Origin of the sequence: Nocardia suismassiliense, from assembly GCF_900269665.1 — a bacterium.
Taxonomy (GTDB): domain Bacteria; phylum Actinomycetota; class Actinomycetes; order Mycobacteriales; family Mycobacteriaceae; genus Nocardia; species Nocardia suismassiliense.
The window spans coordinates 7,949,099-7,973,036 of record NZ_LT985361.1; the positions used below are offsets into that span (position 1 = coordinate 7,949,099).

Sequence of the window (23,938 nt, forward strand, 5' to 3'; positions counted from 1 at the left end):
TGAGCGTCGGTCGGTCGGTCACCGGTGGAGGTAGTGTGCGGCGTCAAGTTTCGGATCGGTCGGCGGCGGCCGTGTTCATTGCGCTGGTGCTGGGGATCGCGGTGGCGTCGGCGAATGTGGCCGGTGGGTTGATTCTGGCGTTGTCGCCGGTGTTGGTCACCGTGCTGCTGCTGGCGTTCACTCGCGACAGTCGCACCGGATGGGACCGGGTCGGGTTGTCCCGCAGTGGGATTCGGCAGTGGCCGCTGGCTGTCGGTGGCAGTGTCGCGGTGTCGGTGGTGGCCACGGGTCTCGTGGTGCTGCTCGGCTACGCGTCGTTCACCTCGCCTGCCTCGGATATGTGGACGAATATGCTCGTGCTGGCGATCACCGGGCCGATTCTCGCGTTCGCTGAGGAAATCGGTTGGCGCGGTTACCTGCTGCCGCGGGTGATGGGGTTGGGCGAGCGGTGGGCCATGCTGCTCGTCGGCGTAGTTTGGGCGGCTTGGCATCTGCCCTACATCCTGTTCACGCCCTACTATCACAGCGAAGGCAATCGGCTGCTTACCCTTTCGCTGTTCGTCGGCAGTGTGCTCGCGTTCTCCTTCTTCTTCGGTTATCTGCGGCTCGCGTCCGACAGTGCGTGGCCGCCGGTGCTCGCGCACTTCGCGCACAACTGGGCGTTCGCGGTGCTGCCCGCGATCGTGGCGACGAATCATCCTGTGGTGTTCGGGGAGTATCTGGCGGGTGATACCGGGCTTTTCGTCATGCTCGGAACGGGTCTGCTTGCCTGCCTGTTCGCAGGAGTGTGGCGACGGAGGCTCGTGCTGTCGGAACGTCCGGCGGTCAGCGGCAAGATTTGAACGCCCGCCTCTCGGTGGAGGCGGGCGGTCGGTTCAGGCGTTGTCGTACGCGTCCTGGAGGGTTTTGATGTCGAGTTTGGACATGCTGCGCAGGGCGGTGCCGACGGCGATGGTCTTGGCGGGGTTGTCGCCGCTCATCAGGTTCGGCAGCACGGCCGGGGTGACCTGCCAGGACAGGCCGTAGCGGTCGGTGAGCCAGCCGCACGGGCCCGGCTCGCCGCCGTCGGTCAGGGCGTCCCACAACCGGTCGATCTCTTCCTGGGATTCGACGATCAGTTGCAGCGAGGCCGCGTCGGTGAGTGGGTGGCCGGGGCCGCCGTTCATCAGGGTGACCGCGTGGCCGTCGAGTTCGATCGCGACGACGAACGCCGTCCCGTCCGAGTTGCGGGCGACGTCGGTGATCCGGGAGTTCGGTACGAGGGTGGTGTACCGGGTGGCGGCTTCCTCGGCGGCGCTGTCGAACCAGAGGAAAGTGTTGACGGACATGATGGGCTCCTTGCCGGTGGTGTGTGACTTGCTGTCACCCTCTGGTCGGAGCCGTTTTCGCTGTCTCGACCTATCTCGCCGAAATTTTTCGAGATTTTTCGACGAGGCCCGTCAGAGAGATGGCAGCTGGTCGAGATACGGCCGGATCGCCTTCTCGGCCTTTTCCGGATAGTCGAGTCCACCGGCCGCAGCGACCTCCCTGGCGAGCTCACCGAACAGATCCGCCGTAGCCTGCGCCTGCCGCAACGGGTCACCGATCGCGAAGATCCGCTCGACCTGCTCCCACACCCCCGGCGCCGCCCACTGCCGCATCTTGGTGCCCGCATGCCAAACATCGTGCCCACTGCCGTGCCGCGAAATCGCGTGCCATTCGATCATCGTCAACAGCAGTTCCTTGGTCTCCCAGTCCCGGGACTTCACCACCCAGAGGTCACCCCGCGCCAAATACCTTGGCAGATGGGCGATCTCGAACCAGAACTCCGCACACAGCGCCCCGAACTCCTCCTGATCAGGCAACTCGCCGACCGGTGCCGACCCGGTCGCCGCCGGCAGCCCCGCCGCCGACCCATCCCGATCGAACAGCACCTGATATCCCCGCTCATGCAACTCGTCGAGACCGTCCTCGACCATCTCCTCCAACCGCTCCACCGGCACCACCTGAAAGTCGACCTTCACCCCACCCTCGAAGAACACCAGATGCGCCGGATTGTCATACGGCCCCTCTAACTCGACATTCACCCACACCTCCCCCAACTCCCGCACCCACCCGTCGTCCCCCGAATAGTGCTCCACATCCGTGGTGTACAGCTCGATATCGTGGTCCGACAACGCATCCACCACCCCATCCCCCCGCCCCCGCGACCCCGTCCGCAACACCACCCCACTGGCGGCACCCCCCCNGGCAATGCGTTGCAGACCTTGGCGAGTCGGGTGCGCGCAGTGGCCCCGGGAGTGGTGCGCAGGGATGGGGGCGGGTATGTGCTCGAACTTGCAGCAGAGGACGTAGACGCGCATCGGTTCACGCGTGCGGTGGAGGCGGGGCGGGCATTGCTCGCGGCTGGGGAGGCCGAACGAGCCAGCGCGTGCTTCGATGCTGCGCTCACGTTATGGCGCGGGGAGCCGTTGATCGATGTGGGGGAATCGGAGGTATTGCACGCCGCGGCACTGCGATTGACCGAACAGCGGCTCGAAGCGGTCGAACTGCGCGCGGACGCACTGCGAGCCCTGGGTCGAGGCGGCGAAGTAGTGCGCGAACTCCTCACGGAAGTCGCGGCACATCCGTTCCGGGAGACGCTGGCCGCGCGGCTGATGCGGGCGCTCGCGGCAGCGGGGCGCACCTCCGAGGCGATGCAGCAGTTCCAACGCACCGAGGCCCTGTTGCGGGAGGAGCTCGGAACGACACCCGCCGAGGTGCTGCGCTCGGCCCTGGCGGAACTTCAGACGAACACAACCCGGGTTTCTGCCGTCGACGGACCCGCCGCCGAGACGGCGTCCGGATCGGACCCGACTGGAGATGCGGCGGCAACCGCGGCTGCGAGGGTGTCCACGCCACTGCCCAGGCGCCGCACGAGCTTCGTCGGACGCGGACACGACGTGGACGGAGTACGGCAGGCGTTGCGCGCGTCCCGCCTGGTGACACTGTCGGGTAGCGGGGGTGTGGGGAAGACCCGGCTGGCGGCCGAGACGGTCGGGGCGCACGCCGCGGACTGGGCCGATGGCTACGCCTTCGTCGAACTGGCCCCACTCGAGCGAGAACGAGCCGACCGATCGGCCGTGACCGCGGTCGGAGCGGCGATAGCGAACGCCCTCACTCGGTTCGAACGACCCGACGAACTGGCCACGGAGTGGGCCGAAGCGCTGGAGCGCACGTTGTCCGGCCGGCGAATGCTGTTGGTGCTCGACAATTGCGAGCATGTCGTGGAGGCGACCGCGCACCTGATCGACGATCTGTTGCACCGACTGCCCCTGCTGCGGGTCCTCACCACGAGCCGGGAGCCGATCGGGGTGGACGGCGAGCGACTGTATCCGGTCCAGACCTTGGATCTGCCCGCAGCCGACGCGGCTTTCCCGGTGGCGACCGGATCGCCCGCGGTCCGGCTGTTCCTCGACCGGGCCACTGCGGCACACCCGGATTTCGCGCTCTCCGAAGCCAATTCGGCGGATATCCGTGCCATCGTGCGCAGCCTGGACGGCATGCCGCTGGCCATCGAGCTCGCCGCCGCGCGGGTGCGCAGTCTGCCGTTGCCGGACCTGCGCGCGCGACTGAGCGATCGCTTCCAGCTGCTCACCAACAGCACTCGGCACGCGGTCCCGCGCCACCGCACCCTGCACGCGGCCGTCGCCTGGAGCTGGGAACTACTCACCGATGCGGAAGCCGCGGCAGCCCGGCGCTTCTCGATTTTCGCGGGCGGCGCGACCTTGGACGCCATCATCCGGGTGTGCGGTCCGGACGCCATCGACACGGTCACCTCGCTGGTGACGAAGTCGCTGGTGGATTTCGATGGACAGCGCTACCGAATGGCGGAGACCATCCGAGCCTATGCGGCCGTGGAATTGACCGCGGTCGGCGGGGCGGACGAGGTCGCCCGAGTCCATGCCGACTGCTTCCTGGAGTTCTCCGACGCCGCCGCCCCCGGATTGCGCACTGCGGCACACCCCGATTGGCTCGGGCGGCTGATCGCCGAACACGGCAATTGTGCAGCCGCGCTGCGGTGGGCGCTGGACGCGGGCGACGGCGAGCGTGCGGTTCGCCTGTACGCGAATCTCGTCTGGTATTGGCTGCTGCGCGGGTTGCACGGCGACATCGCCGAACGCCGCCGCGAGATCCTGACCCTGCTCGGCGACACACCGCCACCAGGGTGCACAGCGGCCTATCTGGCCTGCCGGTACGCCGACGAGGTGCCGGCCTACTTCACCAACATCTGGTGGGGCCAAATCCAAGAGAACACCGGCCAATTCGAGAGGCTGACCCGTGCGGCCCTCACCGAGGATCGGGCCCCGCACCCGATTTTCGTGCTCATCCTGGCGCTGCGTGACCTGCTCGCCGACGACGACAGCCTGTTGCTGGCCTGCACCACCTCCGACGACCCATGGCTGCGTGGAAATGCGCTGATAGCACAAGGTTTCGACGAATTGGGCGGCGACCACCCCGCCCGCGCCCTGCCCACTTTGGAGGCGGCGCTGGCCTGCCTGAGCGTGCACGGTGACGCCCGGTCGCACAGCCGAGCCCTGATATCCCTGGCCAGCTACCGGACCCGGATGCTCGGCCTGGACAGCGCCCGTCCGCTCATCGCGCGTGCGCTGGAACTGCTCAGCGCCGACCTGGGCGCGGGTGAGCGCATCGGCGTGCTGCTGTTCTCCGCGGAGATGTCCCTGGTCGGCGGCGATACCGACAGCGCCGCAACCTATCTCGACCGGGCCGAACCGCTGATCACCCCGCACATCATCCCCGCACCCGGGCGCTTCCTGGCGGCGACGCAGGCGCACCTGGCGCATCTGCGCGGCGACAACGACCGCGCGCTGGCACTGTTCCGGCGGATGTCCGAGATGCCGTTCCCCGCCGGCCCGCCGCCCGCGGGGCGCCACGATACCGCCCGCTTCGTGATCCCGGTCTTCGTGAGCACGGTGTACGCGGCGACCCTCGTCGCGGCGGGGCAGCCGGACGATGCGCTGCACGGCCTGTCCATCCCCCGCGAGCTGGCCGCGCAGACCTCGGCGGCGCTGCTGGCCGAGGTCGGTATCGGTTACGCCCTGGTCGCGCTGGCGAAGGGCGCCCCGGCGAGCGCGGCCCGCATTCTCGGCGCCACCGACCGGATCAACCGCAGAGCCGGGGTGAGCCGGATCGGCCCGTTCCGGCGGCGAGCGCTCGACCAGGCGGAAGCGGCGCTCGGGCCCGCGGACCTGGGCGCGGAATTCCTTGCGGGCGCCCGCCTTACGGACGAGGCGGTGCTCGAACTGCTGCGTACGGTTCGCTGACAACGACTGTCAGCGAACGGTACGGGCCACGCTGGATGCTCGGGACGCGTATCCCACCGATCCAGGAGTGCTCATGTCCGTCCTCTCGAATACCGAATCAGTTGTTTCCGTGCGTAGTGCCCGTCGGCCCGGCGAACGTGTCGGCGTAGCCGGTGCCGTACTGGGTGCCGTGTCCATCATCGCGGTCGGCGGTGGTTACCTGCTCGTGCCACAGCAAATGGCCCAGGGGTTCGGTTTCACCGAATGGCCGCACAGCGAGGCCAACGGGTTCCTGAACATCAAAGGCGTCCGCGATGTGGTCTCCGGCCTGATCTTGCTCGCCTTGCTCGGGGCCGGGCAGCGTCGCGCCCTCGGCGTCGCCACGCTCACCGTCGCCCTCATCCCGACCGGCGACATGCTCACCATCCTGCTGCGCCACGGCTCCACCGCCACCGCCCTGGGCGTGCACGGCCTCACCGCCGCCCTGGTGGCCGCCAGCGGCGCACTGCTGCTGCGCCGCCGCAGCCGGTGAGCGCCCATGCCGAATTCATCTACGAAAGCCGAACGCCGCACGCGTCGGTATTCGCAGAACAGGAGGCGTCGTGACCACCGGACATGACAGCGCGTTGTGGACAGCGGACGCGGTCTCGCTCGCCGCACTGATTACCGAGGGCGCCGTCACCGCCGCGCAGGTCGTCGAGGCGCATCTCGCGCGCATCGAGCAGGTCGATTCCGAAATCGGCGCGCTCACAACAGTATTCGCCGAGGCCGCCCGTGCGGAGGCGGCTACGGCCGACCGCAAGGCGCCGATCGGGCCGCTGCACGGGGTTCCGGTCACCGTCGAGAACAACCTCGATGTCGCGGGCAGCCCGACCACCTGGGGCGTGGCGGCTTTCGGGCAGGCTCTCGCCGCAGCGGACGCACCCGCGGTGTCCGCACTGCGGCGAGCCGGGGCGATCGTCATCGGGCGAACGAACATGCCCGAATGGGGCATGCGCTGGCACACCGACAACGACGCGGCGGGCCCGACGGTGAATCCGTGGTATCCGACCCGCAGCCCGGGCGGTGCCGGCGGTGGTGACGCCGCCGCGGTGGCGACGGGTATGACACCCCTCGGCCTGGGCACCGACTTCGGCGGTTCACTGCGGATACCCGCCGCGTTCTGCGGAGTCGCCGCCCTGCGCACTACACCTGGCCGGGTGGCAGTTGCGTCGAGCCGGCCCGCGGCCGCACGCGCACCGGCAAACCGATTGCTCGCGGCGCCAGGGCCGTTGGCGCGCAGCGTGCGTGATCTGACGACCGTCTTCGAGGTCCTGCGGGACAGCGCCGAGGTGCGCGATCCCGGATGGATTCCGGTGCGTGACCTGACGGACACCGCGCTGCCCGCGGTCGCCGTGACGCTCGGTGACGATATCGATCCACAGGTGCGGGCCGCGGTGCTCGGCTGCGCCGACACCCTCGAACGCGCGGGATATCCCGTGGCCCAACTCGATCCGCCGCACTTGAACGAGGTGGCGGCCGACTACGGCCGATTGGTCTCCACCGAGGTGCTGGTCCAGCACCGCGAAACCATGCGGTGTGTCGGCAGCACCGGACTGAACGCCTTCGTGGACGCCGCGATCAACCTGTTCCCGCCGTTGGATCCAGCGGCCTATCTGACCGCGCTGGGTGAGCGCCGCACCCGCCGCGCGGCCTGGTCCCGTTTCCTCGCGGAGCACCCGATCGTGCTCGGCCCGGTCTCGGCCGAACTGCCCTGGCCGGTCGGCTACGACCTGGGCGGTACCGCACAGGTCGCGACCATGTATGCGGCGCACCGCCTTACGATCGCCGCCGACTACCTGGCGCTGCCCGCGGTCACGGTTCCCGCGGGCGTCTCGGTCGAGGGGATTCCCATCGGGGTCCAGTTGATCACCGCCCCATTCGCCGAACGCCGCGTACTGACTGCCGCCGCCCATATCGAGGTGGCCTTTCCGATGCCCACGCCCATCTCCCCGTCGACCGACCCGGCCACCCGGCGCCCTGCCCCGAATCAGGCTCCGTAACAAAGGAATTCAGATGTCATACAACACATTGCGATCCGCCGTGCGCGGCCGAGTACTGCTGCCGGGCGACGAAGAGTTCGATACAGCACGCACGCCGTGGAATCTGAGTGTCGACCAGCCGGTCGCGGCGGTCGTGCACGTCGAGGACGCGGACGATATGGCCGCTGTGGTCGGCTACGCGCGCGCCGCAGGTCTGTCGGTCACCGCTCAACCCAACGGCCACGGCGCTTCCGGTACTGCGGCCGACACCATCCTGGTGCGCACTCGCCGACTCGATCGCATCGAGGTGGATCCGGTGCGGCGACGCGCCCGCGTCGGCGCGGGAACCAGTTGGGGCGAACTACTGACGGCGGCCGCTCGACACGGCTTGACCGGGCTGGCCGGAAGCTCACCGGTGGTCAGCGTTGTCGGCTATACCCTCGGCGGCGGATTGTCGTGGTTCGGCCGCAAATACGGGTGGGCGGCCGACAGTGTCCGCGCGTTCGACATCGTCGATGCCGACGGCCGTCAGACCCGGGTCACCGCGGAAACCGACCCGGAGCTGTTCTGGGCATTGCGCGGCGGCGGTGGGGATTTCGCACTGGTGACGGCGGTGGAGTTCGATCTGTTCGCGGCTCCGTCCCTCTTCGGCGGCTCGATCGTCTGGCCTGCCGAGCGGACCGCGGCGGTCTGCGCGGCATTCCAGGACATCACCGACGACGCACCGGCGGAGCTCACGGTGTGGCTCAATAGACTGCAGCCGCCCCAGGGGCCGCCGGTAATCGCGATCGCCGCCACCTATCTGGGCGAATCGGCGCGGGGACGTGACCTGCTGCGACGGCTGGACGCGATCGACGGCATCGTCGCGGATACGCGCCGGGAATTCTCCCCCGCCGAGTTGGGCACCATCGCCAACGAGCCCACCGCGCCGGGCCCCGGGCTCCTGCGAACCGAACTGCTGACCACGCTGGACGAGACCGCCGTCGAGATTCTGCTGCAGGCGCCGATCGATCCGCTGATGGGCATCCAACTGCGACAGCTGGGCGGCGCGCTCGCCGAGCCGACCCGAGGCGCGGTCCCGCCGTTCGCGGAGCCCTACGCACTGTCCCTGCTGGCCATCGGCTCGGACCCCGACACCGTCGACGCGGTGCGCTTCACGCAGAAGCGCATCATCGCTGATCTGGGCGCGCGAGTCAGCGGCCGCAGACCGTACACCGTCCTGTCCGCCGGCGACAGCGTCACGGAGGTGTTCGACACCAGCACCTTGGATCGGCTGCGAAAGCTCAAGCGGGCCCGCGACCCACACGGCGTATTCCGCGCCAACTTCCCGGTTCTGTACTGAACCTTTCGCAAGATACTGGGGGAAGTGGCATTCGGGTGAAGTGCATGGACGGGACAGCCTTCGAAGGGATGGCCGAATTCGGCTGCGGTTGTGGGATTCGGGGGTGGTTTGTCGTGATTGCCGGAATGTAGCGCCATGATGGGGAGAGTTCATCCAGTGTTCGCACTTGGCTTGCGGTGTCGAGTTGCTGGGGGCTTGCGGGGGGTACAGCATCGGTGGGCATGGGGTCGAATCCGCTGAATCCTGTTGGTGATGTGCCGGAGACCGGGATACCGGGCAGGCTGGCTGCCGGGATGACCATGGCTGAGCAGCATGAGTGGCATCAGGAGTATTTGCGGCGGCATCGGGTTTCGCGGCGCAATGTGTTGCGGGGGGCGGCGGCTGCGGCTGCTGTGGCGGCGGTGGGTACGTCGCCGTTCGGGGGGCGGGCTTATGCGCAGGATGCGCCATTAGCCGTCGGGGGGCGGCATGTGGGGTTCGGGGCGGATGCGACGAGTCAACTGCGGTTCGCGGGGCAGTTGTCCAGGCGACCTGCGGGTACCGAGGTGTTTCTCGAGCATGGGCCGACGCCCGCGCTCGGTGCGACGGTGGAGGCGGAGGTGCGTAACCTGCTGACGCAGGTGCCGAGTAGTGATGGCGGCGTGCTGGCGGCCGAACAGTTCTATGTGCACGCGCCGGTGGACGGGTTGCCGGGGCGGGTGCCGCACTACTATCGCTGGCGCACGTCGGACGGGTTCGCGGGTGATATCCGGGCGGCGGCGACGGCGATGCCGACCGCGCGGGCGGCGATCGTGCCGTTTCGTTTCACCATGATGGGCGATCAAGGGACCGATGAAACGCCGGCGTTGCCGTCGGGTGTCGTACCCGGTGATTACGACGACAAGTATTACAAGGCGGACAACGATCCGAATGTCCCGCATGCCACCAATGTGCTGCGCCAAATCGCCAGGGCCAAACCGGATTTCCATATTTTGGCGGGCGACATCGCCTACGCCGATCCGTCCGGTGCGGGCAAACCGAACCAATTCGTTGCGCACGGTGCGAAATCGGCGCACGGCTTCGACAAGTTCAATCCGTACGTCTGGGACGTCTACTTCGGCGCCATCGAGGTGAGCGCCGCTCAGACGCCGTGGATGTTCGCGACAGGCAACCACGATATGGAGGCGACCTACAGTTCGCACGGCTACGGCGGTCATGCGGCGCGCCTCGACTTTCCCGGTAACGGGCCGGTCGGCTGTCCTTCGGCGTATTCGTTCACCTACGGCAATGTCGCGGTGCTCTCGCTCGACGCCAATGACGTCTCCTACGAGATCCGCGCCAACACCGGGTATTCCGATGGGGCGCAGACGAGTTGGGTGGAGCGCACGCTCGCCGCCTACCGGGCGAACCCCGACATCGATTTCCTGGTCTGCTTCTTCCACCACTGCGCCTATTCGACGACCGAGGCGCACGCCAGCGACGGCGGCGTGCGGGACGCCTGGGTCGCGCTGTTCGACCGCTACCAGGTGGATCTGGTGTTGCAGGGGCACAATCACGTTTTCGAGCGCACCGACCCGATCCGCGGCAATGTCGCGACGAAGGTCGCGGGCGACAACTCGGTGGTGTACCCCGAGACCGACGGCACCGTCTACTACACGGTCGGCGGCGGCGGTCGGCCCCGCTACGACTTCCAGCCGGGATCACGAGAGTCCTACCGGGGGAACGAGTTACCGGACACGGCGGTACCGAACAGCTATGTGTGGGCGCCCGGCGGCGACAAACAGGACGAGGCGGCCCCGTGGTCGCGGGTGCGGTTCCGCAATTATTCGTTCCTGCGCGTCGACGTCCGTCCCGGCATCTTCGCCAGCGAGATGGACGTGATCGCCGTCGACGAGTACGGCCACGAATTCGACCGGGTCACCTACCGCAGGCAGGTGCGCGGGTAACCGGCTACTTCTTTTTCGGCGGCAGCGTGCGCGCGTAACCGACGCCGCGATCGACCCATTCGCGCAGCACGGTGTCGTCGTCGGCTGCCTCGGGGGTGACGCGCAACCAGCCGACCATTTCCCGGCCACCCATCACCATGGGCTCCACGAAGTCGTTCGCGAGCAGGCTGTCGCTTTCCGCCCGATCGACCCGGACCAGCAAGCCGCCTTGCCCACTGGCCGCCACCGCCATATTGCCGCCGATCAGAAAGGCCAGGCCGCCGAACATCTTGCGCTCGGACAGCTCCGGCCCCGGCTTGATCAGCAACCGGATGCGATCGGCCAATTCCTCGTCATATGCCATAGCGGAATTGTCGGCCCTGGCACCGACAGATTCTCGGCGAAACCCTCAGGCGCCGATCGCCGCGGCGAACAACGGCCAGGACAGGTGCACGTCGTCTTCCCAGTAGGTCCAGGCATGCGTGCCCGCGGGGCGCAGATTCGCGGTGACCGGGATGCCGAGTTGGTGCAGCCGATCCACGAACGGCCGGGTGCAGCCGCCGATCACGGTCTCCATCACACCGCCGACGAGCATGCGGTCGAGCAGTCGGGCCGGGTTGCCGTCGATGCCGCGGTCGCCGATGGTGTCGTGCTCCCCCGGTGCCCCGGTGCCCGACGAAACATACAGCGCCACACCGCGCAAGCGTTCGGCGTTCAGCATCGGATCGTGCTCGGCCCAGGCCGGGCTCTCCGGCCCGCCCCACATGTTCGCGGCGTTCGCGCCGAACACCGCGAGCTGCGACGAGACGTAGGCCTGAGCCACCGAGTCGCTGGTGCGCGGGCATCCGCTGTAGGCGCCGACCGCCTGATAGAGACCGGGCGCCCCGGTCGCGAGGTTCAACGCCGAGGTCGCCGACATGGACAGTCCCGCAACGGCATTGCGCCCCGTCATACCGAACCTGCCCTCCAGCAGCGGCGGCAGCTCGCGGGTCAGGAAGGTGGTCCACTTGTTGCGGCCGAGCACCGGATCGTCGTGCAGCCAGTCGGTGTAGTAGCTGGCGCGCCCACCCATCGGCACGATCACGTTGACATTCTTGTCCGCGAAGAACTGCGCGACATCGGTGCGCCGCATCCACGGCCCGCCGTCCTCGCCGCCGTCGACCGCGTTGAGCAGATACAGCGCGGGCGCACCGGCGCCGGGATGCGACATCCACAGCGTGATGGGCTTGTTCATCGCCGCCGAGTGCACGACGACCTCGAGCTGCCGCCCGTCGAGCGGGCGGACCTCGAGGATGCGGGCGTCGGGATCGGCGGCGGCCGGACCGGCCGGGACGATCGCGGCGACGACCGCGAGAAGAGGAACCAGGCATCGCATCAGCCGGCGCATGGCGTCGAGTATCTCCCAGGGCCGCCGGGACATCCGGCATTCACCGGGCGTGTTCGGGCAACGAATGAACGCGCAGGTCGGTGCTGGCACCGTCGGCGATCACCGATATCCAGCAATCGACCAGCGACGGCGGGTATCCCTTACGCGCTCGAACCGTGCACCGCACGCTGCCGCACCGCGACAGGCACCGCCGTGCGCTCCAGATGCCGCAACAGGATCGGCCCGATCACGCCGACCACATCCGCGTTGGTGAGCTGCGCATGTGTCGCCGGCACCGGATGTTCGATGAGGTCGCCGGTGATGAACGGCCGCCATATCTCGGCGCCGAACAGCTCGGTCACGCCGCGAGTGGCCGAAAAGTACAGCAGGTCACCATCGAAGACGCCGGGCCGGTAACTGTGCGAGAGGGCGACGCCGTCCACGTAACCGCGGTGCAGCCGTTCCAGTTGCGCCGCCGACAGGCCGGTACCGAGTGACGCACCGGCGCCGGCCAATTCGTCGGCGGCCTCGGCGGCCGTCAGCTCGGGGGCGGCGTCGCCGTCTTCCGGTTCGTCACCGAGCAAGTGCGTCAGCAGATCTCGCATCCGAGGGGCGGGCGGCGGATCGACCCCATCGGGGAAGACGACGCTGTCCAACATGGCCAGCACCGCCACCGCGGCACCGCGGGCGCGCAGCCGCACCGCGATCGCGTGCGCGATCTGGCCGCCGAGGGACCAGCCGAGCAGGTGGTACGGCCCCTCCGGCTGCACGCGCAGCATCGCGTCGACGTAGCTGTCCGCCAGCTCATCGATGGTGCCGAGCGAGCGGCCCGAACCGGTCAGCGTCGGGGCTTGCAAGCCGTACACCGGCCGGTCGGTGATGTGCCGCGCCAGTCCGGCGTAGCACCAGGCCAGCGGGACCGCCGAGTGAACGCAGAACAGTGGCGGGCGGGTTCCGTTGCGGCGCAACGCGAGCAGCACACCGAACGCGTCGTCGTCGCTGGTGTCCGTGCCGTCGTAGGTGGTGATCCGCTCGGCGAGCGCCCGCACGGTGGGTGCCGCGTACAACCAGCGCACCGTCACCGGCACACCGGTCGCCGCGGTCAATTCGGCCGAGACCGCCACGCCCAGTAGCGAATTCCCGCCGAGTTCGAAGAAGTCGTCGTTCAGGCCGACCCTGGACTGCCCGGTGGCGGTGCCGATGCGCTCGGCGACCAGACGCTGAATCATGTTCTCCGGGGCGAGATACGGGCGCTGCACGATGATCGACGGGGGCAAAGCGGCACGATCGAGTTTTCCGTTGCTCGCCACCGGAAGCCGATCGAGTTCGATGAGCGCCGAGGGCACCAGCGCGGCGGGCAGCGTCGCGCGCAACCGGTGCAGCGTGGCCGCCGCGTCGAACGCGACGCCGGGGGCGGCGACCACGTAACCCACCAGTCGCGCCTCGGGGCGACCGGCGTCGGCGACCGTGACGACCGCGTACTCGATGTCCGGTCCGGCGAGCAGCGCCGCCTCGATCTCGGCGGGCTCGATCCGCCGCCCGCGCACCTCGACCTGGGCGTCGACCCGACCGAGGAACTCGAATACCCCGTCCGGTCCCGCGCTGACCAGGTCGCCGGTGCGGTACAGCCGCCGCCCGACCCCGAACGGATCGGCGATGAACCGCACTGCGGTGCCCGCCGGATTGCGGACATAACAATCGGCGACGCCGATGCCGCCGAGGTACAGCTCGCCCCGGGCACCGTCGGGCAGCCGGGCCAATCGCGAGTCCAGCACCACCGCGAGCACCCCGGGGAGCGCGCGTCCGATGGTCACCGGCGCGTCGATCGCCATCGCCGCGGTCTCCGTCGCCATCACGGTGGCCTCGGTCGGGCCGTATCCGTTGAACAACCGCACATGCGGCGCCCATTCACGCACCAGCTTCGCCGGGCAAGCCTCGCCACCGATGGCCACCACCGAGAGACCGGGCACCTCCGCCGGCGAGAGCGTGGCAAGTACCGCGGGGGTCGTCAGGTAATGGGTGCAGCCTGTCTCGCGGAGCAGCCGCGCCAGCTCGGCGCCGGACACCACCGATGGCGGCTGCACCACCAAGCGCGCACCCGATGCGAACGCGGCAAGGACATCGAGTAGATGTGCGTCGAACGACGGGGCGTGCGAATGCAGCACCACCGAGTCCTTGCCGACGCCCCAGTGCTCGACGATGTAGTCGGTCAGCGAACCGAGGCCGCGATGGCTGACCGCCACGCCTTTCGGCCGCCCAGTCGTGCCCGAGGTGTAGATCAGATAGGCCGGATGGGCGGGCCGCAGGGCACGCGGCCGCTCCGTGTCGGCCACCGGTGTGGCCGACCGGCGCTCGACCTCCGCTATGCACCGTGCATCGTCGAGCACGAGCCAGTCGATGCCGCACCCGATCGCGCCTGCGTCATCGTCGCTCGCGCGGTCCGCATCCGCCGCCCCGGGGTCGAGGCGACCGAAAAATCCGGTATCGCAGGGAAATTTCTCCCGCACCGCACTGATCGTGATTCCTTGCCGGGCACGGGAATCCGCGATAACAGTGGCGATCCGCGCGACCGGATCGGACGGATCGACCGGGACGAAGCAGGCACCGGTCTTCGCGACCGCCCACAGTGCCAGCACCGATTCCAGCGATCGGGGTACAGCCACCAAGACGAATTCACCGGGACGCGCCCCGCCCGCCATCAGCTCGCGGGCCAGCCGTGAGGACGCCTCATCCAGTTCGCGATAGCTCATGGTGCGGGTATCGTCCTGCACCGCAACAGCATCCGAGGCCGAGTCCGCGCCCAGCAGTTCGGGCAGCACCCGCACCGGCCCGGCGGGCGGCGCGACCACCGGAGCGGGCCGGGCACCGTCGACCGCGGTGATCGGGCAGTCGGGCGCCGCGGTGAGGAAGCGGCGGAAGTACTGCAGGAACATGCGGTGCTGCCAGACCACCGTGTCGTGGCGGTAGCGCGCCGGGTTGGCCTGAAAATCGATGCTGACCGAGCGGTCGTCCGGACCGGCCTGATAACCGTTGACCATCAGATCCTCGACGGGTCCGAGCGCGAGCAGCCGGGCCTGGCCGGTCAGCGGGCCGAGCCGGAGCGGTTCGGCGAAGCCCAGGACATTGACCAGCGGTCCGAATCCGCTGCCCAGGGCCTGATCCCGGCCGCTGTCACGACGCATGTCCTCGAAACGGTAGCGCTGGTGCCGCAACGCGCCGATGACGGTCGATCGGACCTGGGCGATGACCGCACCGACGGTGCTGGTGTCGAGCCCGGATAGTCGCAGCGGCACCACATTCGACAGCGAACCGGCCGATCGGCGTAGTCCCGCGGTGGTGCGGGCGGGCACGGGCAGGGTGAGGCAGACCTCCCCGTTGCCCGTCATCCGCGCCAGGAAGCAGGCGAAGGCCGCGAGGGCCAGCTCCGGAAAGGTCGCACCGTGGCTGGTCCTGGCGGCGGCGAGCAGTTCCGCGGTGGCGGCGTCGACGGTCGCCGTCACCCGGTGCGGCCGCGCCTGCGGTGCGGCAGGCTGGCCGGCCAGGCTCACCGGCGCGCCGAGTCCGGCGAGCCGGTCCAGCCAGTAGTCCCGATCGGCCGCTCGGCGTGGCGAATCCCGGTAGGCCTGCTCGGTGGCCAAGATTTCCGGCACCGAGAGCGCCGGAAGGTCCTGCACCGAACCAGCTTTGGTGTGATCGACGGCGCCGCTCGACAGCACCGCGCCGTCACGCTGCGTGGAATCGCCGGCCGTTTCCCGTGTTTCGGTCGACGTCAGATGATCCGCGGACCGCCACAGCACTCGTCCGGAGGGGCGACGGCCCGCTCCTACCAGGCGGCCGGTGTCGAGCAGCGCGGTCTCGCTCGTCCCGCGCACTACTCGCGGCTCGGTATCCCGCTGAGCCGCAAGGACTTCGGCCCGGTAGAGCTCCCCGGTGCGGCGCAGCACCGCGGCGGCGCCGAGCCCGTCCACTACGAGGTGGTGGCTGCGCAGGTACAGCAGGTGGTGCTGTGGCGCTACCCGGAAGAGGGTGGCGACGGTGTGGTCGTCGGTGCGCGGATCCAGCGGTGCGCTGTAGTCGCGTTCCATCGCGGCGAGCGCGGTAGCGACCGGGTCGAGATCGGTCGTCAGGTCCACCGTCTCGATCGGCAACTCCGCGTCCGGATCGACATACTGCCGTGGCTGCCCGTCGACGGTCCGAAGTCGCACGTGCGGGGATTCCAGTTCCCGGGCCGCTCGCCGGGCACAGCGGGCCATCAGTGCTACGTGCAGCGGTCCGCAGAGATCCAGGTACATCGCGACCGCCAGCGGCACCTCGGGTTGCAGTTGCTGGGCGACCCACCAACTCTGTTGCACGGTCGAGAGGGGGTACATCCGCTGCGCCGTGGCATCGCCAGGCACGGCGTCGTCGGCTCCGGTCAACACGCCTCCCATGCATTCGGAAGCCACCGCTGAATCGTTTCTCGGGCAAACCTACGGCATCCGGGCCCGAACTCGCCGTAATTGCAGCATGATCGGCGCGTGCAAGGACCACTGCCAGGGCAGACAGCGGCCGCCGGTCTATCGGATTCGACCGCCGGTCTATCGGATTCGACCGCCGGCCGACCACAAGCACGATGTCGGCACACACCCTGCTACGTGAGGTCGTTCACCTCGAAGCCCGAGCTCAAGCGGCCCGAGTCCGCACCAGTTCCCGCGCGGCCGCGCGATAACGGTCGGCGATGAGCCGGACCACGGCGGGATGCACGCCGATGGGCTCGGCGACGCCGTCGGCCCCCGCGTCGTGCAGGCGTTGCTGGAACAGCCCGTGCGCCAGCAGATACGAAGCGACGAAGACCCGTTCCGAACCCGACTCCCGCAGTGCGGCAACGACTTCCGCAACCCGCGGCGCACCGGTGGCGATGTAGCCGATCCGAACCGGGGTATCGAGGTGCTCGGCGAGCATGGCGGCGGCCCGGCGAACATCCTGGCGGGCCCGAGCATCGGAGGATCCGGCAGCGGCGAAGACGACCGCGTCACCAGGACGCCAGCCAGCGGCCCGCAGCCGCATGGTCATGATCCGGGCCAGTGCCGGATCCGGACCCATGGCCGGGGTGACAGCCACGGCGGCATGCCCGCTCTCGGCTACTTCCCGAGGCACGTCCTGGTAGACGTGGTACCCGGAGGCAAGGAACGCCGGAACCACCACGGCGGGAACAGAATCCCCCGCCGTATCGCACAGATCGCGCAGCACCTCGGCCGGTGACGGACCGAGCACGTCCACGAACGCGGTCCGCACGGCCGGGTCGGGCAGCTCGGCGTCGCGCCCCGAAACCGCGACGCCGAGCTCCCTGGCCACCGCCTCGGCCAGCGCGGCGATCATCTGTACCCCACGGGTGCTCCTGGTGCCGTGCGCCACCAGCACCAGGGCGGGGCTCGTCATAAGGAGCCCATTGTCTGCACGTACCGCGTCGGCGCGCCGGGCGCCTGCGGCCCCGACAGCTCGGGGCGCGGATTGTTGTCGATGCATTCGGCCGCGTCCAGCGCCAGTCGATAGCCGCGCTTGACCACCGTCTGGATCGCCTTCGGCGCACCGAGCCCGGCCCGCAGCCGGGCGATCGCGGTCTCCACGGCATGCGTGTCGTCACCGCCACCGGGCAGCGCGGCCAGCAGGTTCTCCCGGGAGACGACCCGGCCGGGCTGGCGCGCCAGCGAGCGCATCAGCGCCATCGGCGCGGGCGCGAGCTGACGCACCTCACCGTCGACCACCACGCAGCCGCCCCGCACGCTGAGCGTGTGGCCCGCGGCGTAGATCCGGTTGGCCCGCCGCGGCAGTTCCTCGGCCACGTGGCGAGCCAGCGCACCCAGCCGGGCCCGGCCCGGCATCGACGTCGCCACCCCGAGCTCTTCCAGCGGCGCCGCGGTGATCGGGCCGACACAGGCGGCCAGTACTCGGCCGCGCAGCGCGTGCAGCACACCCTCCAGCAGTCCGGTTTCCTTGGCGCGCATCAACATCGACGCCACGGCGGGCGCGCTGGTGAACGTCACACAGTCCAGGTTCGCGGTGACGATGGCCTCGATCAGCTGGTCCATCGGACCCTGATCCTCCGGCGGCATCCACCGGTACACCGGTACCGGCACGACATCCGCACCGGCGCAACGCAATACCTCGCAGAAGTCGGGCACCGGCTCCCACTCGGTGGTGGCGCCGTGCAGCTGCACCGCGATCCGCACGCCCTCCACGCCCTCGGCGAGCAGGTGATCGAGCACCTCCGCGGACGACTCCGAGGCGGGCGACCATTCCTCACGCAATTCGGCGGCACGGATGGCGCCCTTGGCTTTCGGGCCGCGCGCCAGCATCCGGGTGGCGCCGAGCGTGGCGCGCAACTCCTCCGCGACGCCCCAGCCTTCGGCGGCCTCCATCCAGCCGCGGAAGCCGATGCCGGTGGTGGCGACCGCGATCTGCGGCGGTTCGACGATGAGCTGGCGGGTCACCCGCTCCAGCTCGGTGTCGTCGGCCAGCGGGATGATGCGAATGGCCGGCGCCGACACGATGTCGGCGCCGCGCCGGACGAGCAGCGTGGCGAACTCGTCGGCCCGTCTGGCCGCTGTGATGCCGATGGTGAATCCGGCAAGGCAGGGGCCCGGCTCGATGGTTGTCATGCGTTCATCCGTCCGAGGAGGCGAGCCCGGCGACGACCGGCTCGTTGGAGATCGACACGATGCCGTCGGCTACGCGGACCGCGTACACCGGCAGCGCCGCCGATTCGTCGTCCAGGCAGCGCCCGTCGACCAGGGAGAACGCCTGCTTCAGCAGGGGTGAGGCGACGACCGGGACGCCGCCGCGGTCACCGACGATGCCGCGCGACATGACCGCCGCGCGTCCGATCGGGTCGATGTTGCCCACGGCATAGAGCATGCCGTCGGACAGCAGGAACAACGCGGCCTGACGGCCACCTTTCAGCAATACCGCAACGCCGCGGCCGGGGATCAGGTAGTCGAGCCGGCATGCCTGCGTCCAGCCGGTGACGGTCGTAGCGGCAAAACCGGGGGTATCGATCACGGTCATCGGTGTCATCCTCCAAACGCCTTACCCATTGGTACAGGCGTCCTGTTTCTATGCGGTTAAGCCGTTATTTCCCGGGCATGGCGGCGGGCACGTCCGGCATGCCCAGCAACACCGGTACCTTGCGTTCCCCGGTTTCGTCGAACGCGATTGTGGGGTCGGTCTCATCGGGGGCATTGACGAAGGAAACGAAGCGCGACAGCTTCTCCTCGTCCTCCAGCACGGCCGCCCATTCGTCGCGGTAGCCGGCGACATGCTGGGCCATCACCGCCTCCAGTTCCTCGGCGATGCCCAGGCTGTCCTCGCAGATGACCTGCTTGAGGTAGTCGATGCCGCCCTCGAGCGCCTCCTGCCACGGCGCGGTGCGCTGCAAGCGGTCGGCGGTGCGGACGTAGAACATCAGATACCGGTCGATGTACTTGATCAGGGTCTCGTCGTCGAGGTCACCGGCGAGCAGCACCGCGTGCTTCGGGGTGAGGCCGCCGTTGCCGCCGACGTAGAGGTTCCAGCCGTGCTCGGTGGCGATCACGCCGACGTCCTTGCCGCGCGCCTCGGCGCACTCGCGCGCGCAGCCGGACACGGCCAGCTTCAGCTTGTGCGGGGAACGCAGTCCGCGGTAACGCTTTTCGAGCAGCACCGCCATGCCGACCGAGTCCTGCTGGCCGTAGCGGCACCAGGTGGAGCCGACGCAGCTCTTCACCGTGCGCAGCGACTTGCCGTACGCGTGACCGGATTCCATGCCGACGTCGACCAGGCGCTGCCAGATCTGCGGCAGCTGCTCCACCCGGGCGCCGAACAGGTCGATCCGCTGACCGCCGGTGACCTTCACGTAAAGGTCGAAGTCCTTGGCGATCTGGCCGATGGTGATGAGCTGATCGGCGGTCACCTCACCACCGGGCATGCGCGGCACCACTGAGTAGGTGCCGTTCTTCTGCAGGTTGGCCAGGAAGTGGTCGTTGGTGTCCTGCAGCGCGGCCTGCTCGCCGTCGAGGATGTGCTCGCTGGAGGTCGAGGCCAGGATGGAGGCGACCGTCGGCTTGCAGATGTCGCAGCCGGTGCCCTTGCCGTACTTGGTGATCAGGCCGGAGAAGGTACGAATGCCGGTGACCTGGACGATCTGGAACAGCTCGGCGCGCGACTGGGTGAAGTGCTCGCACAGCGCCTTGGACATCTCCACGCCGGACTGCTCGAGCAGCTTCTTGAGCATGGGAACGCAACCGCCGCAGGAGGTTCCGGCGGTCGTGCACTTCTTGATGCCCGGGATGTCGCAGGCGCCCTCGGCGATGGCGCCGCAGATCGCGCCCTTGGACACGTTGTTGCAGGAGCAGATCTGCGCGTCGTCGGGCAGCGCGTCGGCGCCCAATTCCGCACCGGCGGGCGAGATCAGCGCGGCGGGCTCGGCCGGCAGCGGCCGCCCGACCAGCGGGCGCAGCGCGGCGTAGGCGGTGGCGTCGCCGACCAGGATGCCGCCGAGCAGGATCTGCGCGTCGTCGGAGACAACGAGTTTCGCGTAGGTGCCCTTGGCGGCGTCGTGCAGTACCACCGACAGCGCGCCCTCGGTGGTGCCGTGCGCGTCACCGAAGCTGGCCACGTCGACGCCGAGCAGCTTGAGCTTGGTCGACATGTCCGCGCCGGGGAATTCGCCTGCGCCGCCGAGCAATCGGTCGGCGACGATCTCGGCGGTGGTGTAACCGGGCGCGACGAGGCCGTAGCAGGTGCCCTCGACCGCGGCGCATTCGCCGATGGCCCAGATGCTCGGATCCGAGGTCTGCAAACCGAGGTCGGTGATGATGCCGCCGCGCGGGCCGACCTCCAGCCCACTGTCGCGGGCGATCTGGTCGCGCGGGCGGACACCCGCGGAGAAGACGACGAGCGAGGCCTCGATGACCGAGTCGTCGGACAGACTGACCCGGATGCCGTTGTCCCCCTCCTCGATCGAGGACGTGCCGACGCCGGTGTGCACGTGCAGACCGAGATCGGTGACCAGGCGTTCCAGGATGGCGCCACCGCCCTCGTCCACCTGGGCGGGCATCAGCCGCTGGTTGTACTCGACCACATGTGGGGTGAGGCCGAGCAGCCGCAGCGCGTTCGCGGCCTCCAGGCCGAGCAGACCGCCGCCGACCACCACGCCGACCGCGCCGGGTCCGGCGGCCTCGGCGGCCGCGCGGATGCCGTCCAGGTCGTCGATGGTGCGGTAGACGAAGCATTCCGGGCGATCGTGGCCGGGCACCGGCGGCACGAAGGGATAGGAGCCGGTGGCGAGCACCAGCGCGTCGTAGGCGATGGTGTCGCCCGCCGACGTGGTGACCTTGCGGGCGTCCCGGTCGATCGACTCGGCGCGCTGGCCGAGCCGCAGGTCGACGAGTGCGTCACCGGCGTATTCGTTGCCGGGCAGGGCCAGCGCCGCGGTATCCCAGGCGCCGACGTAGGTCGACAGACCCACGCGGTCGTAGGCGGGCAGCCGTTCCTCGCTGAGCACGACGACCTGCCACTGTCCTGCCTCGTCGCGCGAGCGCAGTGCCTCCACGAACCGATGCCCGACCATGCCGTGGCCGACGACGACCGCGGTCTTGCGCAGGGCTGGTTCGACTGGGTGATTCGTCGACGTGCTCAAGAAGGGCCTCCCAAGATCCGGTTGGCCCCACGGTAGGAAACAGGTATTGCCGCCATGCTGCGCGCGATGACCGGCGCATCAACGGTTGCTCACGGACCCGTATTCACCAGGGTGAGCTCGGCGCAATGTTGTGCGGTATGACGCGCCGATTCCGCACGTCATCGCGAGCCGACCTCGGTTTAGTCGGCCGATGCGGGATGACGCGCACAGCATGAACGCCGCCGCACCACCCCGCAACTCGAGCCGGGAATCAATTCCAGGTGTCTTCGAGCATCCGCGGCTTGCAGGCCTGCCAGGCACCGGCGAGCAGCACCAGTACGGCCACCCCGAGCAGTGCGAACGGAGCGATCCAGCCGCCGGTGACCGAGTGCAGCACGCCGAACAGCAGCGGTCCGATGCAGGCCACCGCATAGCCGACGCCCTGGGTGAAGCCGGACAGTGCCGCGGAACCACCGGGGGTGTTGGTGCGCAGGTTGATCAGGGTGAGCGCCATCGGGAAGGTGCTCGGGCCGAGGCCCAGCAGCACAACCCAGAGGATGGGCGCGCTCATCGGCGCGACGATCAGGCCGACGAAGGCGGCGATAAAGAAGACCGCGCAGCCGATCACGACGGGAAAGGGATTACGGAATCGGGTGACGACCGTCGGTGCACTGAGCGCCGCGACCAGACCGACCACCGCGAACAGCGCGAGCATCGACCCGCCGAAGCCGGCGCTTGCTCCGGCGTCGCTGAGGATCTTGGGCAACCAGGTGAACATCGCGTAGGTGATCAACGACGTCATACCGAACATGCCCGCCATGCCCCACGCCACCGGCGACCGCCAGACCCGCCCGGTGCGCGGCGCGTCGATCGCGCCGAGCGCGGTGGTGTCCTGCACGTCGCGGCCGCGCCGGTCGCGCAGTACGCCGAGCCACGGCACCACGGCGGCGAAGCCGAGGATCGCCCACAGGCCCAGCGAGATACGCCAGCCGTGCGCGTCGGCGACCGGGACCGCGACGAAGGCGGGCACCACGGTGCCGAGCTGCACCATCACGATGTAGAGCGAGCTGACGATGGCGACCCGATCGGCGAAGTACCGCTTCACCAGCGGCGGGATCACCACGTTGCCGATGCCCATGCCGGCCAGCGCCAGGGCGGAGAAAACGAGGAGTTCGGCGGTGCCGGACAGCAGCACCCGGACCAGCTGGCCGGTGCCCGCCATCAGCATGGCGACCAGCGCGGTGCGCTCCAGCCCGAGACGGCGGACGAGCACCGGGGTGAGCAGTCCGGACAGCGCGAACATCGCGGTCGGGATCATGCCGAAGACGCCGACCACCGCGGTGCCGTAGCCCACGTCGGCGCCGATGCGTTCGGCTAGCGGACTGAACGCGGTGACCGCGACCCGCAGGGTAAGCGCCGACATAACGATGGCAGCCAGAACGAGCAGACGGCCCTCCGTCAGCGCACGTCGGCGCTGCTCGACCTGCGGAGTTTCCTGTCCGGTCGGAGTTTTCTGGAGGGTTGCAGTCACTGCGAAATCATAGGATGACCGGATGATAGGAGGCAACGATTTGTGATGAGCGGTACTCTATGGCAGTGCAACCAGTCCGGCGCACCAGCCTCATCGCCCAGGTCACCGAGCAGCTGCGTGCCGAAATTCGTTCCAGCCGTTGGCCCATCGGGTCCCGCATCCCCACCGAACCGGAGCTGACCGAGCTCACCGGAACGGGTCGAAACACCGTGCGCGAGGCCGTCCAGGCCCTCGTGCACGCGGGGATGCTGGAGCGACGCCAAGGCTCGGGAACCTACGTGATCGCCTCCTCCGACCTCGGCGGCACCCTCGGCAAGTACTTCGCCGACGCCGAAGAGCGCGACGTCCTCGAGCTACGCCTGGCGCTGGACACCACGGCCGCCGCGCTGGCCGCGCGCCGCCGCGACGACGGTGACATCGCGAACCTGCTGCAGCTGCTCGCCGAGCGCGACAAGGCCTACGACGAGGACAACCCGGCCGCGATCGAGTCCGATGTCGAGCTGCACCGCGCGATCGTGGTGGCCAGCCACAACGCGGTCTACCTCGAGTTCTACGACTCGCTGCTGCCGATCATCGAGCAGGTGATCCGCGCCCGAACCCTGAAGTCCGACGACTCCTACCCCGAGGAGCACGCCGAGCTGGTGCACGCCGTGATCGACGGCGACCCCGAGCGCGCCGCCTCCGCGGCCAGCTGCTTCCTCGAGTCGCTCATCGCCGAATACCCCGACGTTCGATAAACAGCCCTTTCCCTAGCGGACGGCACGTGAATAACCACTCACGTGCCGTCCGCTTCGCATGTGAGTCGGAATTGCCGGGAACGTCACGCGTAGCCACGGAGCCGCAACAACCGGCCCCTAC

The 23,938-nt window shown here is 69.0% G+C and carries 17 protein-coding genes; 7 read left to right on the forward strand and 10 right to left on the reverse strand.

Annotated elements, in window-relative coordinates:
* Window positions 1-35 precede the first annotated feature (35 nt).
* On the forward strand, window positions 36-842 hold the full coding sequence (locus DBO33_RS43255; RefSeq protein WP_159080689.1) for a CPBP family intramembrane glutamic endopeptidase: 807 nt from the start codon (window positions 36-38) through the stop codon (window positions 840-842).
* Window positions 843-875: 33 nt separating this feature from the next.
* Here DBO33_RS43255 and DBO33_RS35510 read toward each other — a convergent pair whose 3' ends face one another.
* Together DBO33_RS35510 and DBO33_RS35515 are read right to left on the reverse strand one after the other, a co-directional pair.
* Window positions 876-1,328, reverse strand: coding sequence for a VOC family protein (locus DBO33_RS35510; protein ID WP_107658946.1), 453 nt, complete (start codon window positions 1,326-1,328; stop codon window positions 876-878).
* A gap of 111 nt (window positions 1,329-1,439) precedes the next feature.
* The gene (locus tag DBO33_RS35515) at window positions 1,440-2,342 is read right to left on the reverse strand and encodes an aminoglycoside 6-adenylyltransferase (protein WP_159080690.1); all 903 of its coding nucleotides are present in this window, start codon (window positions 2,340-2,342) and stop codon (window positions 1,440-1,442) included.
* Between DBO33_RS35515 and DBO33_RS35520 the strand changes: the two genes are divergently transcribed.
* From DBO33_RS35520 to DBO33_RS35540, 5 genes are all read left to right on the forward strand, one after another.
* On the forward strand, window positions 2,307-5,303 hold the full coding sequence (locus DBO33_RS35520; RefSeq protein WP_159080691.1) for an ATP-binding protein: 2,997 nt from the start codon (window positions 2,307-2,309) through the stop codon (window positions 5,301-5,303). The genes DBO33_RS35515 and DBO33_RS35520 overlap by 36 nt on opposite strands.
* A 73-nt stretch (window positions 5,304-5,376) precedes the next feature.
* On the forward strand, window positions 5,377-5,814 hold the full coding sequence (locus tag DBO33_RS35525; protein ID WP_107658948.1) for a DUF4267 domain-containing protein: 438 nt from the start codon (window positions 5,377-5,379) through the stop codon (window positions 5,812-5,814).
* A gap of 70 nt (window positions 5,815-5,884) precedes the next feature.
* Window positions 5,885-7,324 (forward strand): amidase, encoded by a 1,440-nt coding sequence (locus tag DBO33_RS35530; RefSeq protein ID WP_159080692.1) that lies wholly within the window; start codon window positions 5,885-5,887, stop codon window positions 7,322-7,324.
* Window positions 7,325-7,337: 13 nt separating this feature from the next.
* Window positions 7,338-8,645 carry an FAD-binding oxidoreductase gene (locus DBO33_RS35535; protein ID WP_107658950.1) on the forward strand — a complete coding sequence of 436 codons (1,308 nt, stop codon included), beginning with the start codon at window positions 7,338-7,340 and terminating at the stop codon, window positions 8,643-8,645.
* 221 nt (window positions 8,646-8,866) lie between these two features.
* On the forward strand, window positions 8,867-10,570 hold the full coding sequence (locus DBO33_RS35540) for a metallophosphoesterase (protein WP_107658951.1): 1,704 nt from the start codon (window positions 8,867-8,869) through the stop codon (window positions 10,568-10,570).
* Between the two features lie 4 nt (window positions 10,571-10,574).
* On the opposite strand, the gene DBO33_RS35545 is transcribed toward DBO33_RS35540, so the two are convergent.
* From DBO33_RS35545 to DBO33_RS35580, 8 genes are all read right to left on the reverse strand, one after another.
* Window positions 10,575-10,913 (reverse strand): TfoX/Sxy family protein, encoded by a 339-nt coding sequence (locus DBO33_RS35545; RefSeq protein WP_107658952.1) that lies wholly within the window; start codon window positions 10,911-10,913, stop codon window positions 10,575-10,577.
* 45 nt (window positions 10,914-10,958) lie between these two features.
* Window positions 10,959-11,936: an alpha/beta hydrolase gene (locus tag DBO33_RS35550; protein WP_107660871.1), complete on the reverse strand. Its 978-nt coding sequence runs from the start codon at window positions 11,934-11,936 to the stop codon at window positions 10,959-10,961.
* Between the two features lie 140 nt (window positions 11,937-12,076).
* Window positions 12,077-16,333, reverse strand: coding sequence for a non-ribosomal peptide synthetase (locus DBO33_RS35555; RefSeq protein WP_234391227.1), 4,257 nt, complete (start codon window positions 16,331-16,333; stop codon window positions 12,077-12,079).
* A gap of 244 nt (window positions 16,334-16,577) precedes the next feature.
* Window positions 16,578-17,333, reverse strand: coding sequence for a sirohydrochlorin chelatase (locus DBO33_RS35560; protein ID WP_107658953.1), 756 nt, complete (start codon window positions 17,331-17,333; stop codon window positions 16,578-16,580).
* On the reverse strand, window positions 17,330-18,553 hold the full coding sequence (locus tag DBO33_RS35565; RefSeq protein ID WP_107658954.1) for a uroporphyrinogen-III synthase: 1,224 nt from the start codon (window positions 18,551-18,553) through the stop codon (window positions 17,330-17,332). The genes DBO33_RS35560 and DBO33_RS35565 overlap by 4 nt, the downstream gene beginning before the upstream one ends.
* A gap of 4 nt (window positions 18,554-18,557) precedes the next feature.
* Window positions 18,558-18,959 carry a nitrite reductase small subunit NirD gene (gene nirD / locus DBO33_RS35570; RefSeq protein ID WP_107660873.1) on the reverse strand — a complete coding sequence of 134 codons (402 nt, stop codon included), beginning with the start codon at window positions 18,957-18,959 and terminating at the stop codon, window positions 18,558-18,560.
* 64 nt (window positions 18,960-19,023) lie between these two features.
* Window positions 19,024-21,534, reverse strand: coding sequence for a nitrite reductase large subunit NirB (gene nirB / locus DBO33_RS35575; protein WP_107660874.1), 2,511 nt, complete (start codon window positions 21,532-21,534; stop codon window positions 19,024-19,026).
* A 286-nt stretch (window positions 21,535-21,820) separates the two neighbouring features.
* A complete protein-coding gene (locus DBO33_RS35580; RefSeq protein WP_407670571.1) occupies window positions 21,821-23,080 on the reverse strand; it encodes an MFS transporter in 1,260 nt (419 codons plus the stop codon).
* A gap of 65 nt (window positions 23,081-23,145) precedes the next feature.
* Here DBO33_RS35580 and DBO33_RS35585 point away from each other — a divergent pair, with 65 nt between their 5' ends.
* The gene (locus DBO33_RS35585) at window positions 23,146-23,817 is read left to right on the forward strand and encodes a FadR/GntR family transcriptional regulator (RefSeq protein WP_107660875.1); all 672 of its coding nucleotides are present in this window, start codon (window positions 23,146-23,148) and stop codon (window positions 23,815-23,817) included.
* Window positions 23,818-23,938 lie beyond the last annotated feature (121 nt).

Coding starts and splice junctions, on each gene's coding strand:
- DBO33_RS35560 (WP_107658953.1), bottom strand. CDS start 17,333: ATGACGAGCCCCGCCCTGGTGCTGGTGGCGCACGGCACCAGGAGCACC.
- DBO33_RS35565 (WP_107658954.1), bottom strand. CDS start 18,553: ATGACAACCATCGAGCCGGGCCCCTGCCTTGCCGGATTCACCATCGGC.
- DBO33_RS35535 (WP_107658950.1), top strand. CDS start 7,338: ATGTCATACAACACATTGCGATCCGCCGTGCGCGGCCGAGTACTGCTG.
- DBO33_RS35545 (WP_107658952.1), bottom strand. CDS start 10,913: ATGGCATATGACGAGGAATTGGCCGATCGCATCCGGTTGCTGATCAAG.
- DBO33_RS35550 (WP_107660871.1), bottom strand. CDS start 11,936: ATGCGCCGGCTGATGCGATGCCTGGTTCCTCTTCTCGCGGTCGTCGCC.
- DBO33_RS35525 (WP_107658948.1), top strand. CDS start 5,377: ATGTCCGTCCTCTCGAATACCGAATCAGTTGTTTCCGTGCGTAGTGCC.
- nirD (WP_107660873.1), bottom strand. CDS start 18,959: ATGACCGTGATCGATACCCCCGGTTTTGCCGCTACGACCGTCACCGGC.
- DBO33_RS35540 (WP_107658951.1), top strand. CDS start 8,867: ATGGGGTCGAATCCGCTGAATCCTGTTGGTGATGTGCCGGAGACCGGG.
- DBO33_RS35510 (WP_107658946.1), bottom strand. CDS start 1,328: ATGTCCGTCAACACTTTCCTCTGGTTCGACAGCGCCGCCGAGGAAGCC.